General features: G+C 63.6%; 18 protein-coding genes. 12 read left to right on the top strand and 6 right to left on the bottom strand.

Going from position 1 to position 18,154, the window contains the following annotated elements; genetic code table 11:
• The first annotated feature begins 22 nt into the window (after positions 1-22).
• The 4 genes from VB672_RS19025 (at position 23) to VB672_RS19010 (ending at position 2,801) form a co-directional block, all read left to right on the top strand.
• A complete protein-coding gene (locus VB672_RS19025) occupies positions 23-457 on the top strand; it encodes a DoxX family protein (RefSeq protein ID WP_329785775.1) in 435 nt (144 codons plus the stop codon).
• 10 nt (positions 458-467) lie between these two features.
• Positions 468-995 carry a VOC family protein gene (locus tag VB672_RS19020; RefSeq protein ID WP_329785774.1) on the top strand — a complete coding sequence of 176 codons (528 nt, stop codon included), beginning with the start codon at positions 468-470 and terminating at the stop codon, positions 993-995.
• Between the two features lie 54 nt (positions 996-1,049).
• Complete coding sequence (gene mscL, locus VB672_RS19015; protein WP_329785773.1) at positions 1,050-1,484, top strand: large conductance mechanosensitive channel protein MscL; 435 nt, start codon at positions 1,050-1,052, stop codon at positions 1,482-1,484.
• Between the two features lie 114 nt (positions 1,485-1,598).
• Positions 1,599-2,801 carry a pyridoxal phosphate-dependent aminotransferase gene (locus VB672_RS19010; RefSeq protein ID WP_329785772.1) on the top strand — a complete coding sequence of 401 codons (1,203 nt, stop codon included), beginning with the start codon at positions 1,599-1,601 and terminating at the stop codon, positions 2,799-2,801.
• Between the two features lie 14 nt (positions 2,802-2,815).
• Here the strand turns inward: VB672_RS19010 and VB672_RS19005 are convergent, their stop codons facing one another.
• Positions 2,816-3,280 (bottom strand): RbsD/FucU family protein, encoded by a 465-nt coding sequence (locus VB672_RS19005; protein ID WP_329785828.1) that lies wholly within the window; start codon positions 3,278-3,280, stop codon positions 2,816-2,818.
• Positions 3,281-3,444: 164 nt separating this feature from the next.
• On the opposite strand from VB672_RS19005, the gene VB672_RS19000 reads away from it, so the two are divergent.
• Positions 3,445-4,494, top strand: a complete 1,050-nt coding sequence (locus tag VB672_RS19000) for an AbrB family transcriptional regulator (RefSeq protein WP_329785827.1) — start codon at positions 3,445-3,447, stop codon at positions 4,492-4,494.
• Between the two features lie 3 nt (positions 4,495-4,497).
• Here the strand turns inward: VB672_RS19000 and VB672_RS18995 are convergent, their stop codons facing one another.
• Positions 4,498-5,385, bottom strand: a complete 888-nt coding sequence (locus VB672_RS18995; RefSeq protein ID WP_329785771.1) for a MurR/RpiR family transcriptional regulator — start codon at positions 5,383-5,385, stop codon at positions 4,498-4,500.
• A 124-nt stretch (positions 5,386-5,509) separates the two neighbouring features.
• Between VB672_RS18995 and VB672_RS18990 the strand changes: the two genes are divergently transcribed.
• The 5 genes from VB672_RS18990 (at position 5,510) to VB672_RS18970 (ending at position 11,965) form a co-directional block, all read left to right on the top strand.
• Positions 5,510-6,298 (top strand): N-formylglutamate amidohydrolase, encoded by a 789-nt coding sequence (locus VB672_RS18990; protein WP_329785770.1) that lies wholly within the window; start codon positions 5,510-5,512, stop codon positions 6,296-6,298.
• 63 nt (positions 6,299-6,361) lie between these two features.
• On the top strand, positions 6,362-7,897 hold the full coding sequence (locus VB672_RS18985; RefSeq protein WP_329785769.1) for an amino acid permease: 1,536 nt from the start codon (positions 6,362-6,364) through the stop codon (positions 7,895-7,897).
• Between the two features lie 58 nt (positions 7,898-7,955).
• Positions 7,956-9,326, top strand: a complete 1,371-nt coding sequence (locus VB672_RS18980) for a glutamine synthetase family protein (RefSeq protein WP_329785768.1) — start codon at positions 7,956-7,958, stop codon at positions 9,324-9,326.
• Between the two features lie 72 nt (positions 9,327-9,398).
• Positions 9,399-10,790, top strand: a complete 1,392-nt coding sequence (locus VB672_RS18975) for an aldehyde dehydrogenase family protein (RefSeq protein ID WP_329785767.1) — start codon at positions 9,399-9,401, stop codon at positions 10,788-10,790.
• Between the two features lie 11 nt (positions 10,791-10,801).
• Entirely contained in the window at positions 10,802-11,965 is a 1,164-nt protein-coding gene (locus tag VB672_RS18970; protein ID WP_329785766.1) for an iron-containing alcohol dehydrogenase, read from the top strand.
• 72 nt (positions 11,966-12,037) lie between these two features.
• Here the strand turns inward: VB672_RS18970 and VB672_RS18965 are convergent, their stop codons facing one another.
• A complete protein-coding gene (locus VB672_RS18965; RefSeq protein WP_329785765.1) occupies positions 12,038-12,634 on the bottom strand; it encodes an NADPH-dependent FMN reductase in 597 nt (198 codons plus the stop codon).
• Positions 12,635-12,737: 103 nt separating this feature from the next.
• Between VB672_RS18965 and VB672_RS18960 the strand changes: the two genes are divergently transcribed.
• Positions 12,738-13,142, top strand: a complete 405-nt coding sequence (locus VB672_RS18960) for a winged helix-turn-helix transcriptional regulator (RefSeq protein ID WP_329785764.1) — start codon at positions 12,738-12,740, stop codon at positions 13,140-13,142.
• Positions 13,143-13,151: 9 nt separating this feature from the next.
• On the opposite strand, the gene VB672_RS18955 is transcribed toward VB672_RS18960, so the two are convergent.
• The gene (locus VB672_RS18955) at positions 13,152-13,811 is read right to left on the bottom strand and encodes an HAD family hydrolase (protein ID WP_329785763.1); all 660 of its coding nucleotides are present in this window, start codon (positions 13,809-13,811) and stop codon (positions 13,152-13,154) included.
• Positions 13,812-13,987: 176 nt separating this feature from the next.
• Here VB672_RS18955 and VB672_RS18950 point away from each other — a divergent pair, with 176 nt between their 5' ends.
• Positions 13,988-14,755 (top strand): potassium channel family protein, encoded by a 768-nt coding sequence (locus tag VB672_RS18950; protein WP_329785762.1) that lies wholly within the window; start codon positions 13,988-13,990, stop codon positions 14,753-14,755.
• Between the two features lie 5 nt (positions 14,756-14,760).
• Here the strand turns inward: VB672_RS18950 and VB672_RS18945 are convergent, their stop codons facing one another.
• Both VB672_RS18945 and VB672_RS18940 read right to left on the bottom strand, forming a co-directional pair.
• Positions 14,761-15,867, bottom strand: a complete 1,107-nt coding sequence (locus tag VB672_RS18945) for an ABC transporter ATP-binding protein (RefSeq protein ID WP_329785826.1) — start codon at positions 15,865-15,867, stop codon at positions 14,761-14,763.
• Between the two features lie 5 nt (positions 15,868-15,872).
• Positions 15,873-18,062, bottom strand: a complete 2,190-nt coding sequence (locus VB672_RS18940; protein WP_329785761.1) for an ABC transporter permease — start codon at positions 18,060-18,062, stop codon at positions 15,873-15,875.
• Positions 18,063-18,154 lie beyond the last annotated feature (92 nt).

The following is an 18,154-nucleotide window of genomic DNA, read 5'->3' as shown; positions in this document are numbered from 1 at the left end:
GACCGTATTCAGGAGATCTCCCATGATCGATACCCGCACTGCCCCCTATGCCGCCTTGGTCCTGCGCATCACGTTGGGCGTCCTGTTCCTCGCCCATGCGGGCCTCAAGGTCTTCGTGTTCACGCCGGCCGGCGCCGCCCAGTTCTTCGGCAGTCTCGGCCTGCCGCCGGTGCTGGCCTATCTGACCATTGCGGCTGAGACGGCCGGCGGCCTCGCTCTCATCCTCGGGTTCTTCTCCCGCTGGGTCTCGCTCGCGCTGATCCCGATCCTCCTCGGCGCCATCGTGTTCGTCCATGGCTCAGCCGGGTTCTTCTTCAACAATCCCAAGGGTGGCTGGGAATACCTGGCGTTCTGGATCGCTGCCCTCGTGGTGCAGGCTCTCCTGGGCGACGGTGCCCTTGCGGTGCGGGCCGGATCGGCAAAAACTGCTCCCACGCTGTCCACGCGTTCAGCCTGAGGCACATGCGATGATCAAGCCCATTCCCCATGATGTCACCGGAGGACCGGTGGTACACCCCATCGATCCCGGCGTCAGGATCGGCCATGTTCACTTGAAGGTGGCCGATCTCGAACGCGCGCTCGCCTTCTATTGCGGCGTGCTCGGTTTCGAGCTGATTCAGCGCTACGGCACCCAGGCTGCCTTCGTCTCGGCCGGGGGCTATCATCACCACATCGGCTTGAACACCTGGGAGAGCAAGGGAGGATCCCCGCCGCCTCCCGGCACCACGGGCCTCTACCATGTAGCGATCCTCTATCCGACGCGGGCGGCCCTCGCCGATGCGCTTTACCGGCTGGCCCAGGCCGGCATCCCGCTGCAGGGGGCGAGCGATCATGGGGTCAGCGAGGCGCTCTACCTGAGCGATCCCGACGGAAACGGCATCGAGCTCTACGTCGATCGCCCGCAAGACCAGTGGCCGAGAACCGCCGGCGGCGAACTCGCCATGGTCACGCGGCGCCTCGACTTGCAGGACCTGCTGGCGGCCCGCGAGGCTTGACGAAATTCTCAAGCCGGGCAGCTTTAGCTTGGGGTTAAGCAGAGAGGCCCGTTCATGTGGAATGAATTCAAGCAATTCGCCCTGCGGGGCAATGTGGTCGATCTCGCCATCGGCATCATCATCGGTGCCGCCTTCGGCAGGATCGTGGATTCCCTCGTCGGCGACATCTTCATGCCCATCATTGGGGCTGTCACCGGCGGCCTCGATTTCTCGAACTACTTCACGGCTCTTTCCGGCAACGTCACCGCGGGGTCGCTCGACGAAGCCAAGAAGCAGGGCGCCGTGCTCGGCTGGGGCAACTTCGTCACGGTCGCCATCAACTTCGTCATCATCGCCTGGATCCTCTTCCTCCTGGTCAAGGGCATGAATCGCCTGCGCCGTGCGGAGGATGCGAAGACCGGAACGGCCGAGAAGCCGCCGGAGATCCCGGCCGACGTGAAGTTGCTGACGGAGATCCGCGATCTTCTGCAGACGGGTCAAACGACCTGAATCGATCACCGAATTTGATCGGATCCTGCGTCTTCTGTCATGGGACATATTCGAGGCTTGCCTTGAGCAGGCGAACGGGCCATGCCTAGGCGCCCGATTTCGAGGAAAGCCCCCATGAACGCGTCCGTGTCGATTCCGTCCGTTCTCAACCTGCGACCTGAGGCGGAGCAGGCGCCGACAAGCGGCATCGTGGACGTGTTCAGCTACGGCCGTCTGAAGCCCGGCATCATCCCGCTCTGGGTGGGGGAGGGTGACATGCCGACGCCGTCCTTCATCTGCGAGGCGGCCGCCCAATCGCTTGCGAAGGGCGAGACCTTCTACACCTACCAGCGCGGCATCCCCGAGCTGCGTCAGGCGATCGCCGGCTACCATGAGCGGGTCTACGGCAAGACGTTCGATCCGGAGCGCTTCTTCGTGACGTCAGGCGGCATGCCTGCGATGCAACTTGCTTTCCGCATGCTGGCGGGCAATGGCGACGAAGTGCTGGTTCCGACGCCCGCGTGGCCGAATTTCGCCGGCGCGATCACCATTGCCGGAGCGCGTGCCGTCGCCGTGCCGATGATGATTGATACACAAGGCTGGCATCTCGATTTCGAGCGGATCGAGAAGGCGATCACGCCGCGCACCCGCGTGCTCGTCATCAACTCGCCCTCGAACCCCACCGGGTGGGTTGCGAGCCATGCGGATCTTCGCGCCGCGCTCGATCTCGCCCGCCGGCACGGGCTCTGGATCGTGGCGGACGAGATCTACGGCCGCTTCATCCACGATCCGGCGCTCACCGTCGAGGGACGGGCGCCGTCCTTCCGCGATGTGATGGCACCCGAGGACAAGATCCTCTTCATCCAGACGTTCTCCAAGAACTGGGCCATGACCGGATGGCGCCTCGGCTGGCTCGAAGCGCCGCCGGCCATGGGGCAGGTGATCGAGAACCTGATCCAGTACCAGACCTCCGGCACGCCGGTCTTCATCCAGCGCGCAGGCGTTGCCGCCATCGAGCAGGGGGAGGGTTTCCTGGTCGATCAGATCGCCAAGGCACGCCACGGCCGGGAGATCGTCGGACGGCTGTCTCAAACTGGCCTCGTTGAGCTGCCGCCGCCGAGCGGCGCCTTCTATGCCTTCCTGAAGATCAAGGGTGCGACGAGTGCGAAGGACATCGCCTTCCGGCTCATCGACGAGGCCAATGTGGGCCTCGCGCCCGGCTCCGCCTTCGGCGATGCGGGCGAGGGCTACCTGCGTCTGTGCTACCTGCGCAAGCCCGAGGACGTGGAGGAAGCGGTCCGCCGCATCAGTGAAGCCCTGCCGAGGCTCGTGGTCTGAGAGAACGACCGCGTCTAGGGCGGCGGGATCACGCCTTTCTTCAGGATGAAGCAGCCGTAGAACCGGCGCTCGCCCGTCGCCACGATCGCATAGGCCTTCTTCGCACGCTCGTAGAACGCGAAGCGTTCGACCGAACCCATCGGCCAGGTGTCGCGTCCGGCATCGCGCCTGGCAACGGCATCGATCTCGGCCTGAGCCTCCTGCTGAATGGCCGGGAGTTCGTCGGGATTGCCGACGACTTCCATGCGCTCCGCGGGGCTGTCGACGAAGCTGTCGAGGGGCATCAGCGAGAGGATGGCCCGGATCGCCTGGGGCGAGCCGATGTTGTCCATGCGGATCAGCCGGCCGTAGGTCGTCTGGCGCGCAATGGAATCGGCCGGGAAGTTGGCATCGCAGATCACGAGATCGTCGCCATGGCCCATGGCCTGGAGCACATACAGCAGATCGGCATTGAGCGCCGGGTCGATTCCGTGCAGCACAGTTTCCTCCATGGCGTGATCGATGGGCGCAATCTCAGCAGGCTTTCGGACGCCATGCAATGCCGAGCTTCGGCCGATACGTTCCGGCAGTCCGCCACCGCATGGCTTGTGCGCACCCTCGGCATTTGACGCATCGGCGAAGGACGTTCAAGAGCAGAACCGTGATGCGTCTCGTTCTCGCCCATCTCACCCAGATCCTGGTTGCCGCCCTTGGCGGCGTCGTTTTCCACTGGCTCGGCGTTCCGGCCGCCTGGCTGTCAGGATCGGCGATCGCCGCCACGCTGTGGGGGCTGACCGGCTGGGCTGTTCCCCTGCCGAGGGCGCTTGCCGATGCCGCCATGCTGATCTCGGGCGCGGCCATGGGCGCAGCGGTAACACCCGCCGCCGTCGCCGCCATGGGACGCTATCCGGGCAGCCTCATTCTGCTGGTCATCGGCGTCGTGGCGATCTCGGCCGCCTCGACCGCATGGCTCGTGCGCATGTCGGGCTGGCGCAAGGCGGATGCGGTGCTGGCCTCGGTGCCCGGCGCCCTCTCGACGGTCCTGGCGGTGGCGGCCGACCGGAAGGCGGAGGTGGCCTCCATCGCCATCGTGCAGAACTTTCGGCTTTTCGTACTGATTGCGCTCCTGCCGAGCCTGGTCGTTTTGACTGGGGGCGGGGGCAATGTCGGTGCGCTGATCGGCGAGGGGCTTCCCATCGAGAGCCCGGAAGGTATGGCCTTCATTCTGCTCGGCGGCCTCCTGCTCGGCATGCTGTTCACCCGGTTGAAGGTGGCCGCTCCCATCCTGCTCGGCGCGACCGTGGTCAGTTCCGTCAGCCACGGCACGGAATGGGTGACCGGCGTCATTCCACCGGTGATCGCCACGGGCGGGCTCGTGCTCATCGGCCTCTTCATCGCAGAACGATTCCGCAATCTCCAGCGCTCGACACTCAGAAGAGCGCTCGTGTCCGCGCTTGGCTCCTTCACGGTCGGCATGGGGGTGGCCGCACTCTTCGCAGGTGCCGCGGCCTGGCTTGCGGGCGTGAGCTTCGCCAACGGTCTTGTTGCCTTCGCGCCGGGCGGGCTGGAGGCAATGACCGTTTTGGCCCTGATTCTCGGACTTGACCCTCTTTATGTGGGCATCCATCACCTCGTGCGTTTTCTGGGGATCGGCCTGGTGCTGCCGTTCCTCATCGGCTGGCTGCAGCGGGGGCGGCCGGAGGCTGCAGAATGAGGCCTACGATCTCTCGCCCCGCAGACGTTCGACCGCCTCCATGCGTGGTTTGGCGGTTTCCCAGAGGTGTTTGGTAACGGCCGCGACAAGGGCCTCTGTCAGCAGGAGAAGGCCTGCCGAGGAATCCCAGTTGGACGGCGCCACGATGTGGGCGGGCAGCACGTGCCGGGCGACGCGGGCGATGGGGGAGAGCCAGGGATCGGTGAGAAGAACGATCGTCGCGCCCTGCTTCGCCGCCGTCTCGCACAGAGCCGTAACGTCCTCCTGATAGCGCCGGATGTCGAAGGCGACGATCACGTCTCTGCGCCCGATCTCGATCATTCGATCGCGCCAGAGCACCGGCTGGCCTTCGATGAAGTCCACATGGCTGCGCACGATCCGGAAATGGCTCTCCGCATAACGTGCCAGCGCCCCGGTGAAGCGCCCGCCGGTGAAGTGGAGGGGCCGGCGCTGATCGGACAGAAGCGCCACGACGGCCTCGAACTCGGCCGGGGCAATGTTCTCCACCGTTGCTTGCAGGTTTCCGATCACCGCTTCCGCAAAGGAGGCTAGTGCCGGCGCGCCCTGGCTCTTGTCGGAGGGGCCAGCCTTGGCCAGCGGCGAGAGGAGCTGGGCCTCCAGCTCCTCTCGCAGGTGTTTCTGGAAATCCGGAAAGCCACCGAAGCCCAGCCGGGTGACGAAGCGCAGGACCGACGGGGCGGAGATGCCGGCCCGGGAGGCGAACTCCGCCACCGTGTCGAGACCGGCGAAGGGATAATGGCTCAGGAGCAGATGCGCGGCGCGCTTCTCGCTGGGGGTGAAGGAATCCATCTTGAGCCGGATGCGCTCGGCGAGGCTCGGAGGGGTCGTCGGGGGAAGGTGGTGGTCGCCACGCATACCGGATTGATTCACAACCCCTCCTTGACGCTTTCGAAAAGCTGTATCAGAAATTTCATGACACGGGAAAAATATAAGAAACGTATCAAGCGTTCAAACGGGGATTGATCTGCCTTTGGGCGGATTGACGGAGAACCGCATGACACAGGCGAGTCGGATGACAGCCGGAGTAGTATCTGCCGCAACGGCAGAGCCGCCGGTTGCCGTCGTGGAGAATCCGAACGGACGCTCGCCCATCCTGCTCATCTGCGAACACGCTTCCAACCATCTTCCGGCCCGCTATGGGACCCTGGGTCTGACGCCTTCGGATCTCGAAAGCCATATCGCCTGGGATCCCGGCGCGCTCGGCGTCGCGAAAGAGCTCTCGCGGCTCCTCGATGCACCGCTGATCCATGCCACCGTCTCGCGCCTGGTGCTCGATCTCAACCGCGACCCCTCCGCGCCGGATTCGATCTGGACGCTGAGCGAACGCACCACGATCCCAGGCAATCTCGATCTCGACGAGACGGAGCGGGCGATCCGGGTGCGCGCCGTGTACGATGCTTTTCACGGCGTGGTCGATGCCGTCGCGAATGCCCGGATGACGTCAGGTCAACTGACCGCTGTCGTGTCCATCCATTCGTTCACGCCCGTCTATCGCGATGTTCCACGTCCCTGGCAGGTCGGCCTGATCTTCGATCGGGATGACCGCTATGCGCGCAGCGTCGGGGCCGGATTGAACCAGGATCCGGCGCTCACCGTCGGCATGAACGAACCCTATTCACCAGCGGACCGGGTGTTTCACACCCTCGAGCGCCATGCCGTCAGGCGCGGCCTTGCCCCGCTGATGATCGAAATCCGCAATGATCTGATCCGCACACAAGACGGACAGGCATCGTGGGCTCGCCGTCTGGCGCCGCTTTTGAGGGAGGGGGCACGGACGCTCTGATGACGGGCATGGCGCAAGGCGTGCCGTGACCCGAAAGGCAGAACTTCTTGGAGGATCAACTCGATGTCAGTCGGACAAGGAAGTACCGGGGTGCATGCCCCACCGGCCGCAGCGCAAGGCACGGCCGGCGTGACCTACACCACGGTCGATGAAAGCTATTTCGAGGCTCGGCGGCTCAAACGCCACGCCCGCGTCTGGTCGCTCTGGGCGCTCGGCGTCGGCGCGGTGATCTCGGGCCATTATTCGGGCTGGAACCTCGGCCTTGCCAACGGCTTCGGCTCCATGTTCTTCGCCACCATCATCATCGCCATCATGTATCTCGGGCTGACCTTCTCGCTCGCCGAGATGTCGCCGGCCTTGCCGCATACGGGCGGCGCCTATTCCTTCGCGCGCACCTCCATGGGGCCGTGGGCGGGATACGTCACGGGCATCGCCGAGAACATCGAGTTCGTGCTGACGCCGGCCGTGATCGTGTTCTTCATCGGCTCGTATCTGTCGGCGATCTTCGAAACGGCACCGGCCTTCCAGCCCGTCTACTGGGTGCTGTGCTACGCGCTGTTCGTCGGGCTCAACATCGTCGGCGTGGAACTGTCGTTCAAGGTCACGGTGACGGTGACCCTGGCGGCCCTTGCCGTGCTCGCGTTCTTCTACGTGTCGGTGCTGTTCTCCGGCCAGTTCGACTTCGCCCGCTGGGCGCTGAACATCGGCCCCGACGGCGCGGAGCTTCCCAGCGGCAACGGCCCATTCCTGCCGAACGGTGCCCTCGGCATTCTGGCCTCGCTTCCGTTCGCGGTTTGGCTGTTCCTCGCCATCGAGCAACTGCCGCTCGCGGCGGAGGAATCGCACGATCCGCAGAGGGACATGCCGAAGGGCATCATCGCCGGCATCCTGACGCTGATCGCCTCTGCGTTCCTCGTGCTGTTCCTGAACACCGGCATCGCACCGGGCGCGGCGGGCCTCGGCAAGTCCGGCGAGCCGCTGCTCGACGGCTTCCGGACACTGTTCGGCACGGATATCGCCAAGATCCTGGCGGCCATCGCCGTGATCGGGCTCATCGCCTCTTTCCACACCATCATCTTCGCCTTCGGACGGCAGATCTACTCGCTCTCGCGGGCAGGCTACTTCCCGAGCTTCCTGTCGGTGACGCACGGCGCACGCAAGACGCCGCACGTCGCGCTGATCGCCGGCGCAGTGCTCGGCCTTCTCGTCATGCTGATCATCTGGTTCTCGGTCGGCGCCGAAGCGGGTGCGACCGTGATCGGCGGCACGTTGCTCAACATGGCGGTCGCGGGTGCGATGCTGGCCTACTTCATGCAGGGCATGTCCTACATCGTGCTCAAGAGGCGGTTCCCGAGCCTGCACCGGCCCTACACGAGCCCCTTCGGCATCGCGGGTGCCGTGCTCTGCATGGTGATCGCGGCCGTGACGCTCGTCTTCCAGTTGACGGATCCCGTGTTCCGGGCCGGCGTGATTGGCGTGGCCATCTACTATGTGGTGATGATGGCCTACTTCCTGCTGGTCGGACGTCACAAGCTCATCCTCTCGCCGGAGGAGGAGTTCGCGCTCACCAAGGGCGAGAGCGAGTACAAGACTCACTGACACCGCAAAGGAGCGCGCGTCGTGCGCGCTCCTCCCTTTTTCGCGCAAGGTTTTTCGTATGGACGCTCCCACGATCAAGAATGCCGCCGATGCGATGGAATATGTGCGCAGCCGCGATCTTCCCTTCGTGAAGGTCGGCATTACCGATGCGGACGGCATCATGCGCGGCAAGTACATGGCTCGCGACAAGTTCGAGTCTGCTCTCGAGAAAGGCTTCGGCTTTTGCGACGTGGTGCTCGGCTGGGACTCCAACGATCAGCTCTACGACAACACCAAGCTCACCGGTTGGCATACGGCTTATCCCGACGCGCCCGTGCGGGTGCTGCCCGAGACCATGCGGCTCATCCCGTTCGAGGACGATCTCCCGTTCTTCCTCGCCGAGTTCGACGGCTACGCGGAGGCGGCCTGCCCGCGCGGCGTGCTGCGCCGCGTGCTGAAGAAGGCCGAGGACATGGGTTTTGCGGTGTCGGCGGCGGCCGAGTTCGAGTTCTTCCTGTTCGAGGAGACGCCGCATTCCGTGCGCGAGAAGGATTACAAGAACCTCAAGAACATCACGCCGGGCTTCTTCGGCTATTCGGTTCTGCGCTCAGGAGTCCACGCGGATTTCTACCACGAGCTTCTCGATCTCGCGAAGAAAATGGATTTCGAGATCGAGGGACTGCATACCGAGACGGGTCCAGGGGTCCTGGAAGCCGCGATCCGGGTCGACGATGCCTTGAAGGCCGCCGACAAGGCGGCGCTCTTCAAGACCTACACCAAGATCCTCGCGCAGCGCCGTGGGTGGATGGCGACCTTCATGGCGAAGTGGTCGCGCGACTGGCCCGGCCAATCCGGTCACCTGCACACGTCCCTGCGCGACCTGCGATCCGGCAAGGGCGCGTTCTACGACGCACAGGCCAAGCACAACATGTCGGAGACCATGCGCTGGTTCGTCGGTGGCCAGCAGACGCTGATGCCCGAGATCCTGGCCATGGTGGCCTGCACCGTGAACAGCTATACGCGGCTCATCCCGGGCTTCTGGGCACCGACCGATTCCGCCTGGGGCGTCGAGAACCGGACGACAGCGCTGCGCGTCATTCCCGGCTCCGAGAAGTCACAGCGGGTGGAATACCGGGTCGCAGCCGCCGACATCAATCCGTACATCGCTTTGGCCGCCGCCATCGGCTCGGGCCTGTGGGGCATCGAGAATCGGATCGATCCGGGCGAGCCCGTCGAGGGCAACGCCTACGCGGTCGAGCACCCGAAGGATCGGGCCCTGCCGCGTTCTCTGGGCGAAGCCGCCGAGCGCCTGAAAGGCTCGAAGGCCGCGCGCGAGCTCTTCGGCGACACCTTCGTCGATCATTACGCGGCGACGCGCGAGTGGGAGGAACGCGAGGCCCGCAAGGCCATCACCGATTGGCAGCTCGCCCGTTACTTCGAGATCATCTAAAAGACCTACCCGGACACAAGCAAAGGAGAGGACCGTGACCCCTTGAGATCATGGTCTTTCAGACACACCATTATGGCTGATACCGATATCGTCTGCATTTCCCCCATCGACGGACGCGAGCTCGTCCGCCGTCCGATCATGTCCGAGGCGGCCATCGATGCCGCCATCGGTGCGGCGCGCGAGGCGCAGAGAGCGTGGCGCAACACCTCCGTTGCCGAGCGCGCCGGCAAGGTCGCGGCTTTCCTTGACGCGCTGCTCACTATGAACCAAGAGGTCGTGCCCGAGCTCGCTCAGCAGATGGGGCGCCCTGTGCGCTATGGCGGCGAGTTCCGCGGCGTCGAGGAGCGTGCGCGCTACATGATCTCGATTGCGGAGAAAAGTCTCCAGCCCATTCCCGCCGACGACGAGAAACCGGGCTTCCGCCGCATGATCAAGCGGGAGCCTGTGGGCCTTGTACTGGTCATCGCACCCTGGAACTATCCGTATCTGACCGCCATCAACACCATCGTGCCGGCCCTCATGGCCGGCAATGCGGTGCTGCTCAAGCATGCATCCCAGACGGTGCTGGCGGGCGAGCGCTTCCAGATGGCCATGGACCGGGCTGGCATGCCGAGGGGCCTGTTCCAGAACCTGCACCTGAGCCACGACCAGACGAGCCGCATTCTTGGCAGCGGCCTTGTCGATCATTGCAACTTCACCGGCTCGGTCTCCGGCGGCCGCTCCATCGAGCGCGCGGCTGCGGGCAGCTTCACCTCGCTCGGCCTGGAACTTGGCGGCAAGGACCCAGCCTATGTACGGGAGGATGCCGATATCGATCACGCCATCGAGAACCTCGTGGACGGCGCGTTCTTCAACTCGGGCCAGTGCTGCTGCGGCATCGAGCGCATCTATGTGCACGAGAAGCACTATGATCGTTTCGTCGAAGGTGCGGTCGATCTGGTAAACGCCTATGTGCTCGGCAATCCGCTCGATGAGTCGACGACGCTTGGCCCCATGGCGCACAAGCGCTTCGCCGACCTCGTGCGCCAGCAGAACGCCGAAGCTGTGGCGAAAGGCGCGACGGCCCATATCAACAGGAAGAAGTTTACCGCCGATGATGGGAATACGGCCTATCTCGCGCCGCAGGTGCTCACCAATGTCGATCACACGATGAGCGTTATGCGTGACGAGAGCTTTGGACCGACCGTAGGCATCATGAAGGTTAGGAGTGACGAAGAGGCGATCCGCCTCATGAACGATTCGCCCTACGGCCTTTCCGCCGCCATTTGGACCTCCGATCTCGGTGCAGCCGAGGCCATCGGCGAGAGGCTCGAGACCGGCACTGTCTTCATGAACCGCTGCGACTATCTCGATCCCGCGCTCGCCTGGACGGGCGTCAAGGAGACGGGCCGGGGGGCGAGCCTGTCGCGCTTGGCTTATGAGTCGCTCAGCCGTCCGAAATCCTACCATCTCCGTCAGATCTGATTGCTCCCATCATGACAACATCTCCCCGCTCCAACTGGAACTACCCGACCGCCGTCCGCTTCGGGGCCGGCCGTATTTCGGAATTGGCCGAGGCCTCCAGATCCGCCGGCATCTCGGCGCCGCTCATCGTCACGGACCCGTTCCTGGCGACTCAAGCGATGACGAAGGCGGCCCTCGACCAACTTACGAGTGCCGGCCTGAGGGCTGCGATCTTTTCGGACATCAAGCCGAATCCGGTCGAGACCAATGTCTACAAGGGCCTTGAGGTCCTGAGATCAGGCAAACATGATGGAGTCGTCGCTTTCGGCGGAGGCTCGGCGCTCGATGCGGGCAAGGTCATCGCCTTCATGGCAGGCCAGACCAGGCCCATGTGGGATTTCGAGGATATCGGCGATTGGTGGACCCGTGCGGATCCCGCAGGGATCCTGCCGATTATCGCCGTGCCCACGACGGCGGGCACCGGCTCGGAGGTGGGCCGCGCCGGCGTGATCACCCAGGAGGCGACGCACACCAAGAAGGTGATCTTCCATCCGCTGATGATGCCGAAGATCGTGATCTGCGATCCGGAACTCACGGCGGGCATGCCGCCCCACATCACGGCCGGCACAGGCCTCGATGCGCTCGCGCATTGCATCGAAGCCTATTGCGCGCCGGGCTATCACCCGATGGCGGACGGCATCGCTGTCGAGGGCATTCGCCTCGTGAAGGAATACTTGCCGCGGGCCTACAGGGACGGCAAGGACATCGAAGCGCGCGCGCAGATGATGTCTGCCGCCGCCATGGGCGCGACCGCATTCCAGAAGGGGCTTGGGGCCATCCATGCCCTTTCGCATCCAACCGGGGCGCTCTACGACACCCACCACGGCCTGACCAACGCGGTCTTCATGCCTTATGTGCTGGTCTACAACCGCGAGGCTATCGAGACCCGGATCGAGCGGCTCGCTGCCTATATCGGCCTCGAGCCGTCGTTCCAGGCTTTCCTCGATTGGGTGCTGCAGCTGCGCAAGGATCTCGGCGTGCCGCACACCTTGGACGGCCTGAAGGTGGATAACGCCCGCTTCGACGAAATGTCCGAGATGGCGCCCAACGATCCGACCGCGGGCGGCAATCCGGTGCCGATCACCAAGGAGAGCGCCCGCAAGCTCTTCGAGGATGCGCTGGCCGGGCGCCTTTGAGCTGTTCGCCAGGAATGCAAAAGCCCCGCTGTCTACCACAGCGGGGCTTTTGCTTGACCGGAATTTTCCTGCTTAGGCGGCCACCTTCAACGGAGCCTTGCGTTCGGCCCTGAGCGACTTAAGGGCTTCCGTCCAGCGGAAGAGTTCGTCGAGCATAGCGGCCGCCGAGGTTTTGTAGATGTCGGGGGCATTGAGTTTGCCGGCTTCGTCCAGGTTCTGGAACACCATCGGCATGGGAACGCCTTCCGGAATGGGCATCATCTTCAGGGTCGTGACGATCTGCTTAGCCAACTGAACCGACCGCAGGCCACCCGAGATGCCGCCATAGCTCACGAATCCAGCGGGAGCGTAGTTCCATTCGCGGGACAGATAGTTGAGCGCGTTCACGAGAGCCGGAGGCGGAGCATAATTGTATTCGGGCGTCACGAACACGAAGGCGTCGGCCGATCCCACGCTCTCGGCCCATGCCTTCGTATGGGCGTGATGATAATTCTGCTTCATCGGGTGCTCGGGCTCGTCGAAGACCGGCAGGTTGAACTTCGCCAGATCGACCAGGACGGGCTCGAACTTGCCGTGCTCGGCCACATACTCGCTGAACCACTGGGCGATGCTCGGGCCGATCCGGCCGGGACGGGTGCTGCCGATGATGATGTGAAGCTTGGGCTTCATGACATGTCCTTGGTTTGCATTCGAAGGCCGGAACCCTTAAGTTCCGTTTTGTAACCGAGGCTCATTAAGTAACTTCCTGAGCGCCGCGCAAGGAGGCACTTTCATGTCACCCAGTCACATCCATGTTCCCACCGACTGCCGGACGGTGACGGAGATCCTGTCGCGCGTCGGCGACAAGTGGAGTGTCCAGGTCGTGGTTCAGATGGGCGAAGGGCCCAAAAGATTCAATGAGTTACGTCGCTCCGTGACCGGGATCTCGCAGCGGATGCTGACCTTGACGTTGCGTGGACTGGAGCGGGACGGGCTTGTCACCCGCACCGTCTATCCGACCATTCCGCCGCGGGTGGATTACCAGCTCACAGGTCTGGGTTGCTCTCTGCTCAAGACCGTAAGGGGCCTGGGCGAGTGGGCGATCCAGAATCGGGATGAGATACTGGAAGCCCGGCGACGCTTCGATGCGGGTGATGCCGGCACTGGGCTGACCGGGCGGCAATCCGATGCAGCTTGAGGGAGTGTTCTAGGACTGAGCCCTGTGCTCCAGGATCTCCCAGAGCGCCCGGTCGCGGAAGGTCATGATGGCTCCATCGGCGCCGATCTCCCTCATCTCGTCGGCGGAAAGCCCGGTGAGCACGCCGAAGGAAAACAGACCTGCGGCCTTGGCCGCCCTCATGCCTGAAGGGGAATCCTCGAAGGCGATGGCCTCCTCTGCCCGAATGCCAAGCCGTTCCAGGGCCGTCAGATAGGGCAGGGGATCGGGCTTGCCGCGCTCGACCTCTTCGATGGTGATCTCGACCTTGAACCGCCCCGCCAGTCCCAGCACCTCCAGCATGTGATCGGCATTGAGCCGCGGCGCATTGGTGACGAGGGCGATCTTGATGCCGCGCGCTTCGGCCCAGTCGAGCAACTCGAGCAGCCCCTCCAGGGGCTGGAGGTTCGACGCCATGCGGCGGAACGTGGCCTCCTTCTCGTCGGCATAGGTCTCGTGCTGCTCCACCGGCAGATGGGGCAGGAGAGAGGCGAAGATTGCCTCGTTGGTGCGTCCGATGATCTGGGACCGGTAGATCTCCTCGGTGATGTCGACGCCCTCGGCTCTCAGAACCTCGGCAAAGGCTTCCAGGTGCACGGGATCGCTGTGCACCAATGTTCCATCCATATCGAAGATTAAGGCCTTTAGCATCGATCCGTCTCGTGACTGTGTCAGGGATAGGCGAGGGAATAGACCTCTTCGCCCTGGAAGGCACCCCTTTGGAAATGCAACCCTGCTCTATAGATAAGTTGGGGCTGATAAACGCAATCAAGAATGGCCCGACCTATGGTTCGCAATTGCTTCCGGTCCAATGACGAGACGCCCCGATGCGCCTGAGGGACAAGCTTAAGCTCCTTTACGAGAGTGATACCCTCGAGGCCCATCGCTTCCGCTATGCACTCGTCGTTTTCGACATCGCGACGATCGTTTTCATCGTGGTGTCCTCCTTCCTGCCGCACTCCCTTCTGGTGCAGGGGATCGACGTCATCCTCGGGCTTATCATTCTAGCGGATTTCTCAGCGCGTTTGGCCATAAGCCCAACGCCCTGGAAGGACCTCCTGCACCCGACGAGCCTGGCGGACGTAGCGGCAATCGTGTCGTTCTTGGCTCTTATCGTTGGGGAGGGGATTGGCTTCCTACGCATCCTGCGGACGGTGCGGCTCCTCCACACCTACCAGCTTCTCGCACGCCTTCGCGCTGACAGCGCGTTCTTCCGCCGAAATGAGGAGTTGATCATCGCGTCCGTCAATCTCGGCGTCTTCATCTTCATCATGACCGGATTCGTGTACGAGACGCAGCACCGGGCCAACGATAAGATCAACAACTATGTGGACGCGCTCTATTTCACCATGGCAGCGCTCACCACCACCGGGTTCGGTGACATCACCCTGACCGGGACCCTGGGGCATTTGATCTCGGTCGTCATCATGATATTCGGTGTGACGCTGTTCCTGCGCCTCGTGCAGGTTCTGCTCAGACCCAACAAGGTGAAGCATCCCTGCCCGGTCTGTGCCCTTCAGCGCCATGACCGGGACGCGGTTCACTGCAAGGCTTGCGGTACGATCCTCAACATTCCGGACGAAGGAGTGTTGTGAAAAGCTTATGTATTCGGGATGATGGACACCCCCCGCTGCGTGGCGAACGTGATCGCCACTGGCGTGCCTGGTGCCACCGGCTCCTGTTGGCCGTATTGCACCACGAAGAGGCTCCCGATAGGGCTCTCCACCTCGTATTCCATCTGTGTGCCAAGAAAGGAGGCTTTCCGTACCGTGCCTGTCAGCGCGCCGGGCGTGGAGGCGGCCTCGCCGAGCAGGATCGCATCGGGCCGGACGGCAAGTTTGACGGGCCCAGAGCCGGCATTTCTGTGGGGAAGCCGCAGGCTGACATTGCCGATGTTCACCTGCGCTGTCGGACCTGTGACATCTACGATGTCGCCCGAGAGGATGTTGGCATCCCCGATGAAGTCCGCGACGAACAGGTTAGCCGGTTCTTCGTAAAGCTCGCGCGGCGTGCCGGTCTGGGCTATGCGGGCATTCGACATCACGATGATGTGGTCGGAGACGGCGAGCGCCTCCTCTTGATCATGGGTCACATAGGCCACGGTGAGATTGAGGCTCTGCTGCAACTCGCGAATGTCCTCGCGCACGCGCCGCCGCAGCTTGGCGTCCAGGTTCGACAAGGGCTCGTCGAAGAGCAGAACCTGAGGCTCCAATACGAGCGCGCGGGCCACCGCCACGCGCTGCTGTTGTCCACCTGAGAGTTCGGACGGAGCTCGCTTCTCCAGGCCCTTCAGGCCGATCAGCGCGAGCTTCTCCATGGCCATCTCGATAGCGTCCTTCTTCGGAACGCCCTGCACCGAGGGGCCATAGGCCACATTCTCCAGCACCGACATGTGCGGGAAGAGAGCGTAGGACTGGAACACCATACTCACGTCCCGATCGGCGGCGGAGAAGTTCGTCACATCGCGCCCGCCAATCAGAATCTGGCCCTCGCTTGCCATCTCGAGGCCCGCGATCATGCGCAAGGTCGTGGTCTTGCCGCAGCCGGAGGGGCCGAGAAGAGTCACGAGCTGGCCCGGTTCAATAGTGAAGGAGACATCGTCCACGGCGGTGATGCTGCCGTAGCGCTTCGTCACATTCCGGAACTGCACCGATGCCGCCTGCTTCTTTGACGCCGCCGGGCCGGATAGGGAGTGAATGGTGGACATCTTGTTCATGGGACCGCCTGCACGGCAACGGGGGAAGGAGCAGTGCTCGCGCTGCGGCGTCCCAGACGCCGCTCACCCACGGCGATTTGGATCGCCACGATGGCGAGCAGCATGACGAGAATGAGCACGGTGGAATAGGCGATCGCCAGGCCGAATTCGCCGGCCTCGACGCGGCCGACAATATAAGTCGTCGCCATGTTGTATTCGGCCGTGACGAGGAAGATCACCGCGCTCACGGCCGTCATGGCACGCACGAAGGAATAGACCAGAGACGCGACGATGGCTGGCCGCAGCAGCGGGAGAACCACGCGGCGCATGGTGGTCGACGAGCGGGCTCCGAGCGTCAACGAGGCTTCATCCAGGCTCTTGTCGATTTGGCTCAGGGTCGCGATCCCGGAGCGCACGCCCACCGGCATGTTGCGGAACACGAAGCACATCACGAGGATGAACCCCGTGCCAGTGATCTCGATCGGCGGCACGTTGAAGGCAAGGATGTAGGACACGCCGACGACCGTTCCAGGGATCGCAAAGCTCAGAAGCGTCCCGAACTCGAAGGCGCGTTGCCCGGAGAAGCGCTGGCGGGTGAGAAGATAGGCCGTGAGCAGGCCGATGGCTGCAGTGAGCGGTGCAGCGAGCGCAGCGACCTTCACAGTCGCAAAGAACGAGTCCCAGGCCGAGCCAGAGAAATAAAGCCCCGAACCGGAGTTTTCCACCCTGAACGCCGTCAGGAAATGCTCGAGGGTAGGGGTGTAGTCGCGGCCCATGGAGCGCACGAAGGCGCCGACAGCGATGATTGCATAAACGGCGACCGTAAAGATCGCCCATGGCAATGCGGTGAGATAGGAAGCCAGCGCGACGCGGCGTGGCAACGGCAGCGGAATGCCGGCGTCGCCCTTGCCGGTGACGGTCGTGTAGACCTTTTTGCCGAGCCATGCATGCTGGAGCCAGAATGCCCCGAGCGTGAAAGCCAGCAGGATGATGGACAAAACGGCTGCGCGACCCTGATCCTGCTGCGCGCCGACGACGGCAAAGAAGATCTTGGTCGAGAGCACCTCGTAGTTCCCGCCGAGCACCAGCGGATTGCCGAAATCGGCCAGGCTTTCCACGAAACCGAGGAGGAACGCGTTGGCGAGGCCCGGGCGCATCAGCGGGAGCGTCACGGTCCAGAAGGTCGTCCAGCTCTTCGCCCGCAGGGTCTGAGAGGCCTCCTCGAGTGTCGGGCTGATGCCCTGTACTACGCCGATGAGGACGAGGAAGGCGATCGGCGTGAAGGCGAGAAGCTGCGCGATGAGAACGCCGGGAAGTCCGTAAATCCAGCGCGAACGCGGCACGCCGAACCAGTCCCACAGTACGGCTGAGAGAGCGCCGGAGCGGCCGAAGAGCAGGATCAGGGCCAGTCCGATCACGAAGGGCGGTGTGATGATGGGCAGCACGCTCATGACGCGCAGGAGCTTCTTGAAACGGAACTCCGTGCGCGTTGCGATGAGTGCGAAGGCAAGGCCGAGGGCCGTCGTGCCGACGCCCACGAGCAGCCCGAGAAAAAGCGTGTTCCAGGCCACGCCGCAACGCAGGTTGCTCGACAGGCAATCCAAGCCCCAGATCGACCGGTGCAGGAACTTCACGAAGAATTCGTACGGGGCGAAGTTGCCGCTGTTATCGGCAAATGCACTCGCGAGGATGGTCGTGACCGGGAAGAACACGAACACGACGATCAGCGCGATGACAACCCCGATGGAGGAGGTGACGAAGGCATCGCCCCGGCACCAGCCGCGCGCCGCAAGACCGTGACAAAGAACGATGAGGAAGGAGATTGAGGTCACGGCCGCGCCGTAGCCCATGCCGGCCTGGTTTGGGCCCGGTTCGCCAAAGAGGCCTTTCAGGATGCCGGCTGTCCAGCCGTTGAGCCCGATGGAGAAGCCCTGAAGGACGACGAGGGCGAGACCCAGAAAGCCGGATGCGATGAGCCAGTTCCCATGGGTTTGAGCCGAGCGGCGGATCGCGGGAACCAAGGCTAGGCACAAAGGCGCAAGGATCGGCAAAAGCCACCACGCGCCCCTGAGCCCGTGGATCAGGCCCGATCCGCTGACAAAGTAATCGGTGACGGTGGGATCGGCGGCACGGTCGAAGCCGTACCAGGGCAGGAGGGCAAAGCCGACCCAGCCTAGAACGATCCAGCCAAGGGTTGCCCGTGACATCTTCTGTCCTCGTCTCAAGACCGATGCGGGGGCTCGGCCCTGATGATGTTCCGGTTATGGACGTGCTCCGGCGAAACGGCGTTCCGTTTCGC

Origin of the sequence: Microvirga sp. CF3016 (assembly GCF_036314085.1) — a bacterium.
Taxonomy (GTDB): Bacteria; Pseudomonadota; Alphaproteobacteria; order Rhizobiales; family Beijerinckiaceae; genus Microvirga.
This window is presented reverse-complemented; position numbering and strand designations above follow the sequence as displayed.

Bases quoted from the DNA above. Each gene is read 5' to 3' on its own strand.
- VB672_RS19025 (WP_329785775.1), top strand. From the start codon at position 23: ATGATCGATACCCGCACTGCCCCCTATGCCGCCTTGGTCCTGCGCATC.
- VB672_RS19020 (WP_329785774.1), top strand. From the start codon at position 468: ATGATCAAGCCCATTCCCCATGATGTCACCGGAGGACCGGTGGTACAC.
- mscL (WP_329785773.1), top strand. From the start codon at position 1,050: ATGTGGAATGAATTCAAGCAATTCGCCCTGCGGGGCAATGTGGTCGAT.
- VB672_RS19010 (WP_329785772.1), top strand. From the start codon at position 1,599: ATGAACGCGTCCGTGTCGATTCCGTCCGTTCTCAACCTGCGACCTGAG.
- VB672_RS19000 (WP_329785827.1), top strand. From the start codon at position 3,445: ATGCGTCTCGTTCTCGCCCATCTCACCCAGATCCTGGTTGCCGCCCTT.
- VB672_RS18990 (WP_329785770.1), top strand. From the start codon at position 5,510: ATGACACAGGCGAGTCGGATGACAGCCGGAGTAGTATCTGCCGCAACG.
- VB672_RS18985 (WP_329785769.1), top strand. From the start codon at position 6,362: ATGTCAGTCGGACAAGGAAGTACCGGGGTGCATGCCCCACCGGCCGCA.
- VB672_RS18980 (WP_329785768.1), top strand. From the start codon at position 7,956: ATGGACGCTCCCACGATCAAGAATGCCGCCGATGCGATGGAATATGTG.
- VB672_RS18975 (WP_329785767.1), top strand. From the start codon at position 9,399: ATGGCTGATACCGATATCGTCTGCATTTCCCCCATCGACGGACGCGAG.
- VB672_RS18970 (WP_329785766.1), top strand. From the start codon at position 10,802: ATGACAACATCTCCCCGCTCCAACTGGAACTACCCGACCGCCGTCCGC.
- VB672_RS18965 (WP_329785765.1), bottom strand. From the start codon at position 12,634: ATGAAGCCCAAGCTTCACATCATCATCGGCAGCACCCGTCCCGGCCGG.
- VB672_RS18960 (WP_329785764.1), top strand. From the start codon at position 12,738: ATGTCACCCAGTCACATCCATGTTCCCACCGACTGCCGGACGGTGACG.
- VB672_RS18955 (WP_329785763.1), bottom strand. From the start codon at position 13,811: ATGCTAAAGGCCTTAATCTTCGATATGGATGGAACATTGGTGCACAGC.
- VB672_RS18950 (WP_329785762.1), top strand. From the start codon at position 13,988: ATGCGCCTGAGGGACAAGCTTAAGCTCCTTTACGAGAGTGATACCCTC.
- VB672_RS18945 (WP_329785826.1), bottom strand. From the start codon at position 15,867: ATGTCCACCATTCACTCCCTATCCGGCCCGGCGGCGTCAAAGAAGCAG.
- VB672_RS18940 (WP_329785761.1), bottom strand. From the start codon at position 18,062: ATGTCACGGGCAACCCTTGGCTGGATCGTTCTAGGCTGGGTCGGCTTT.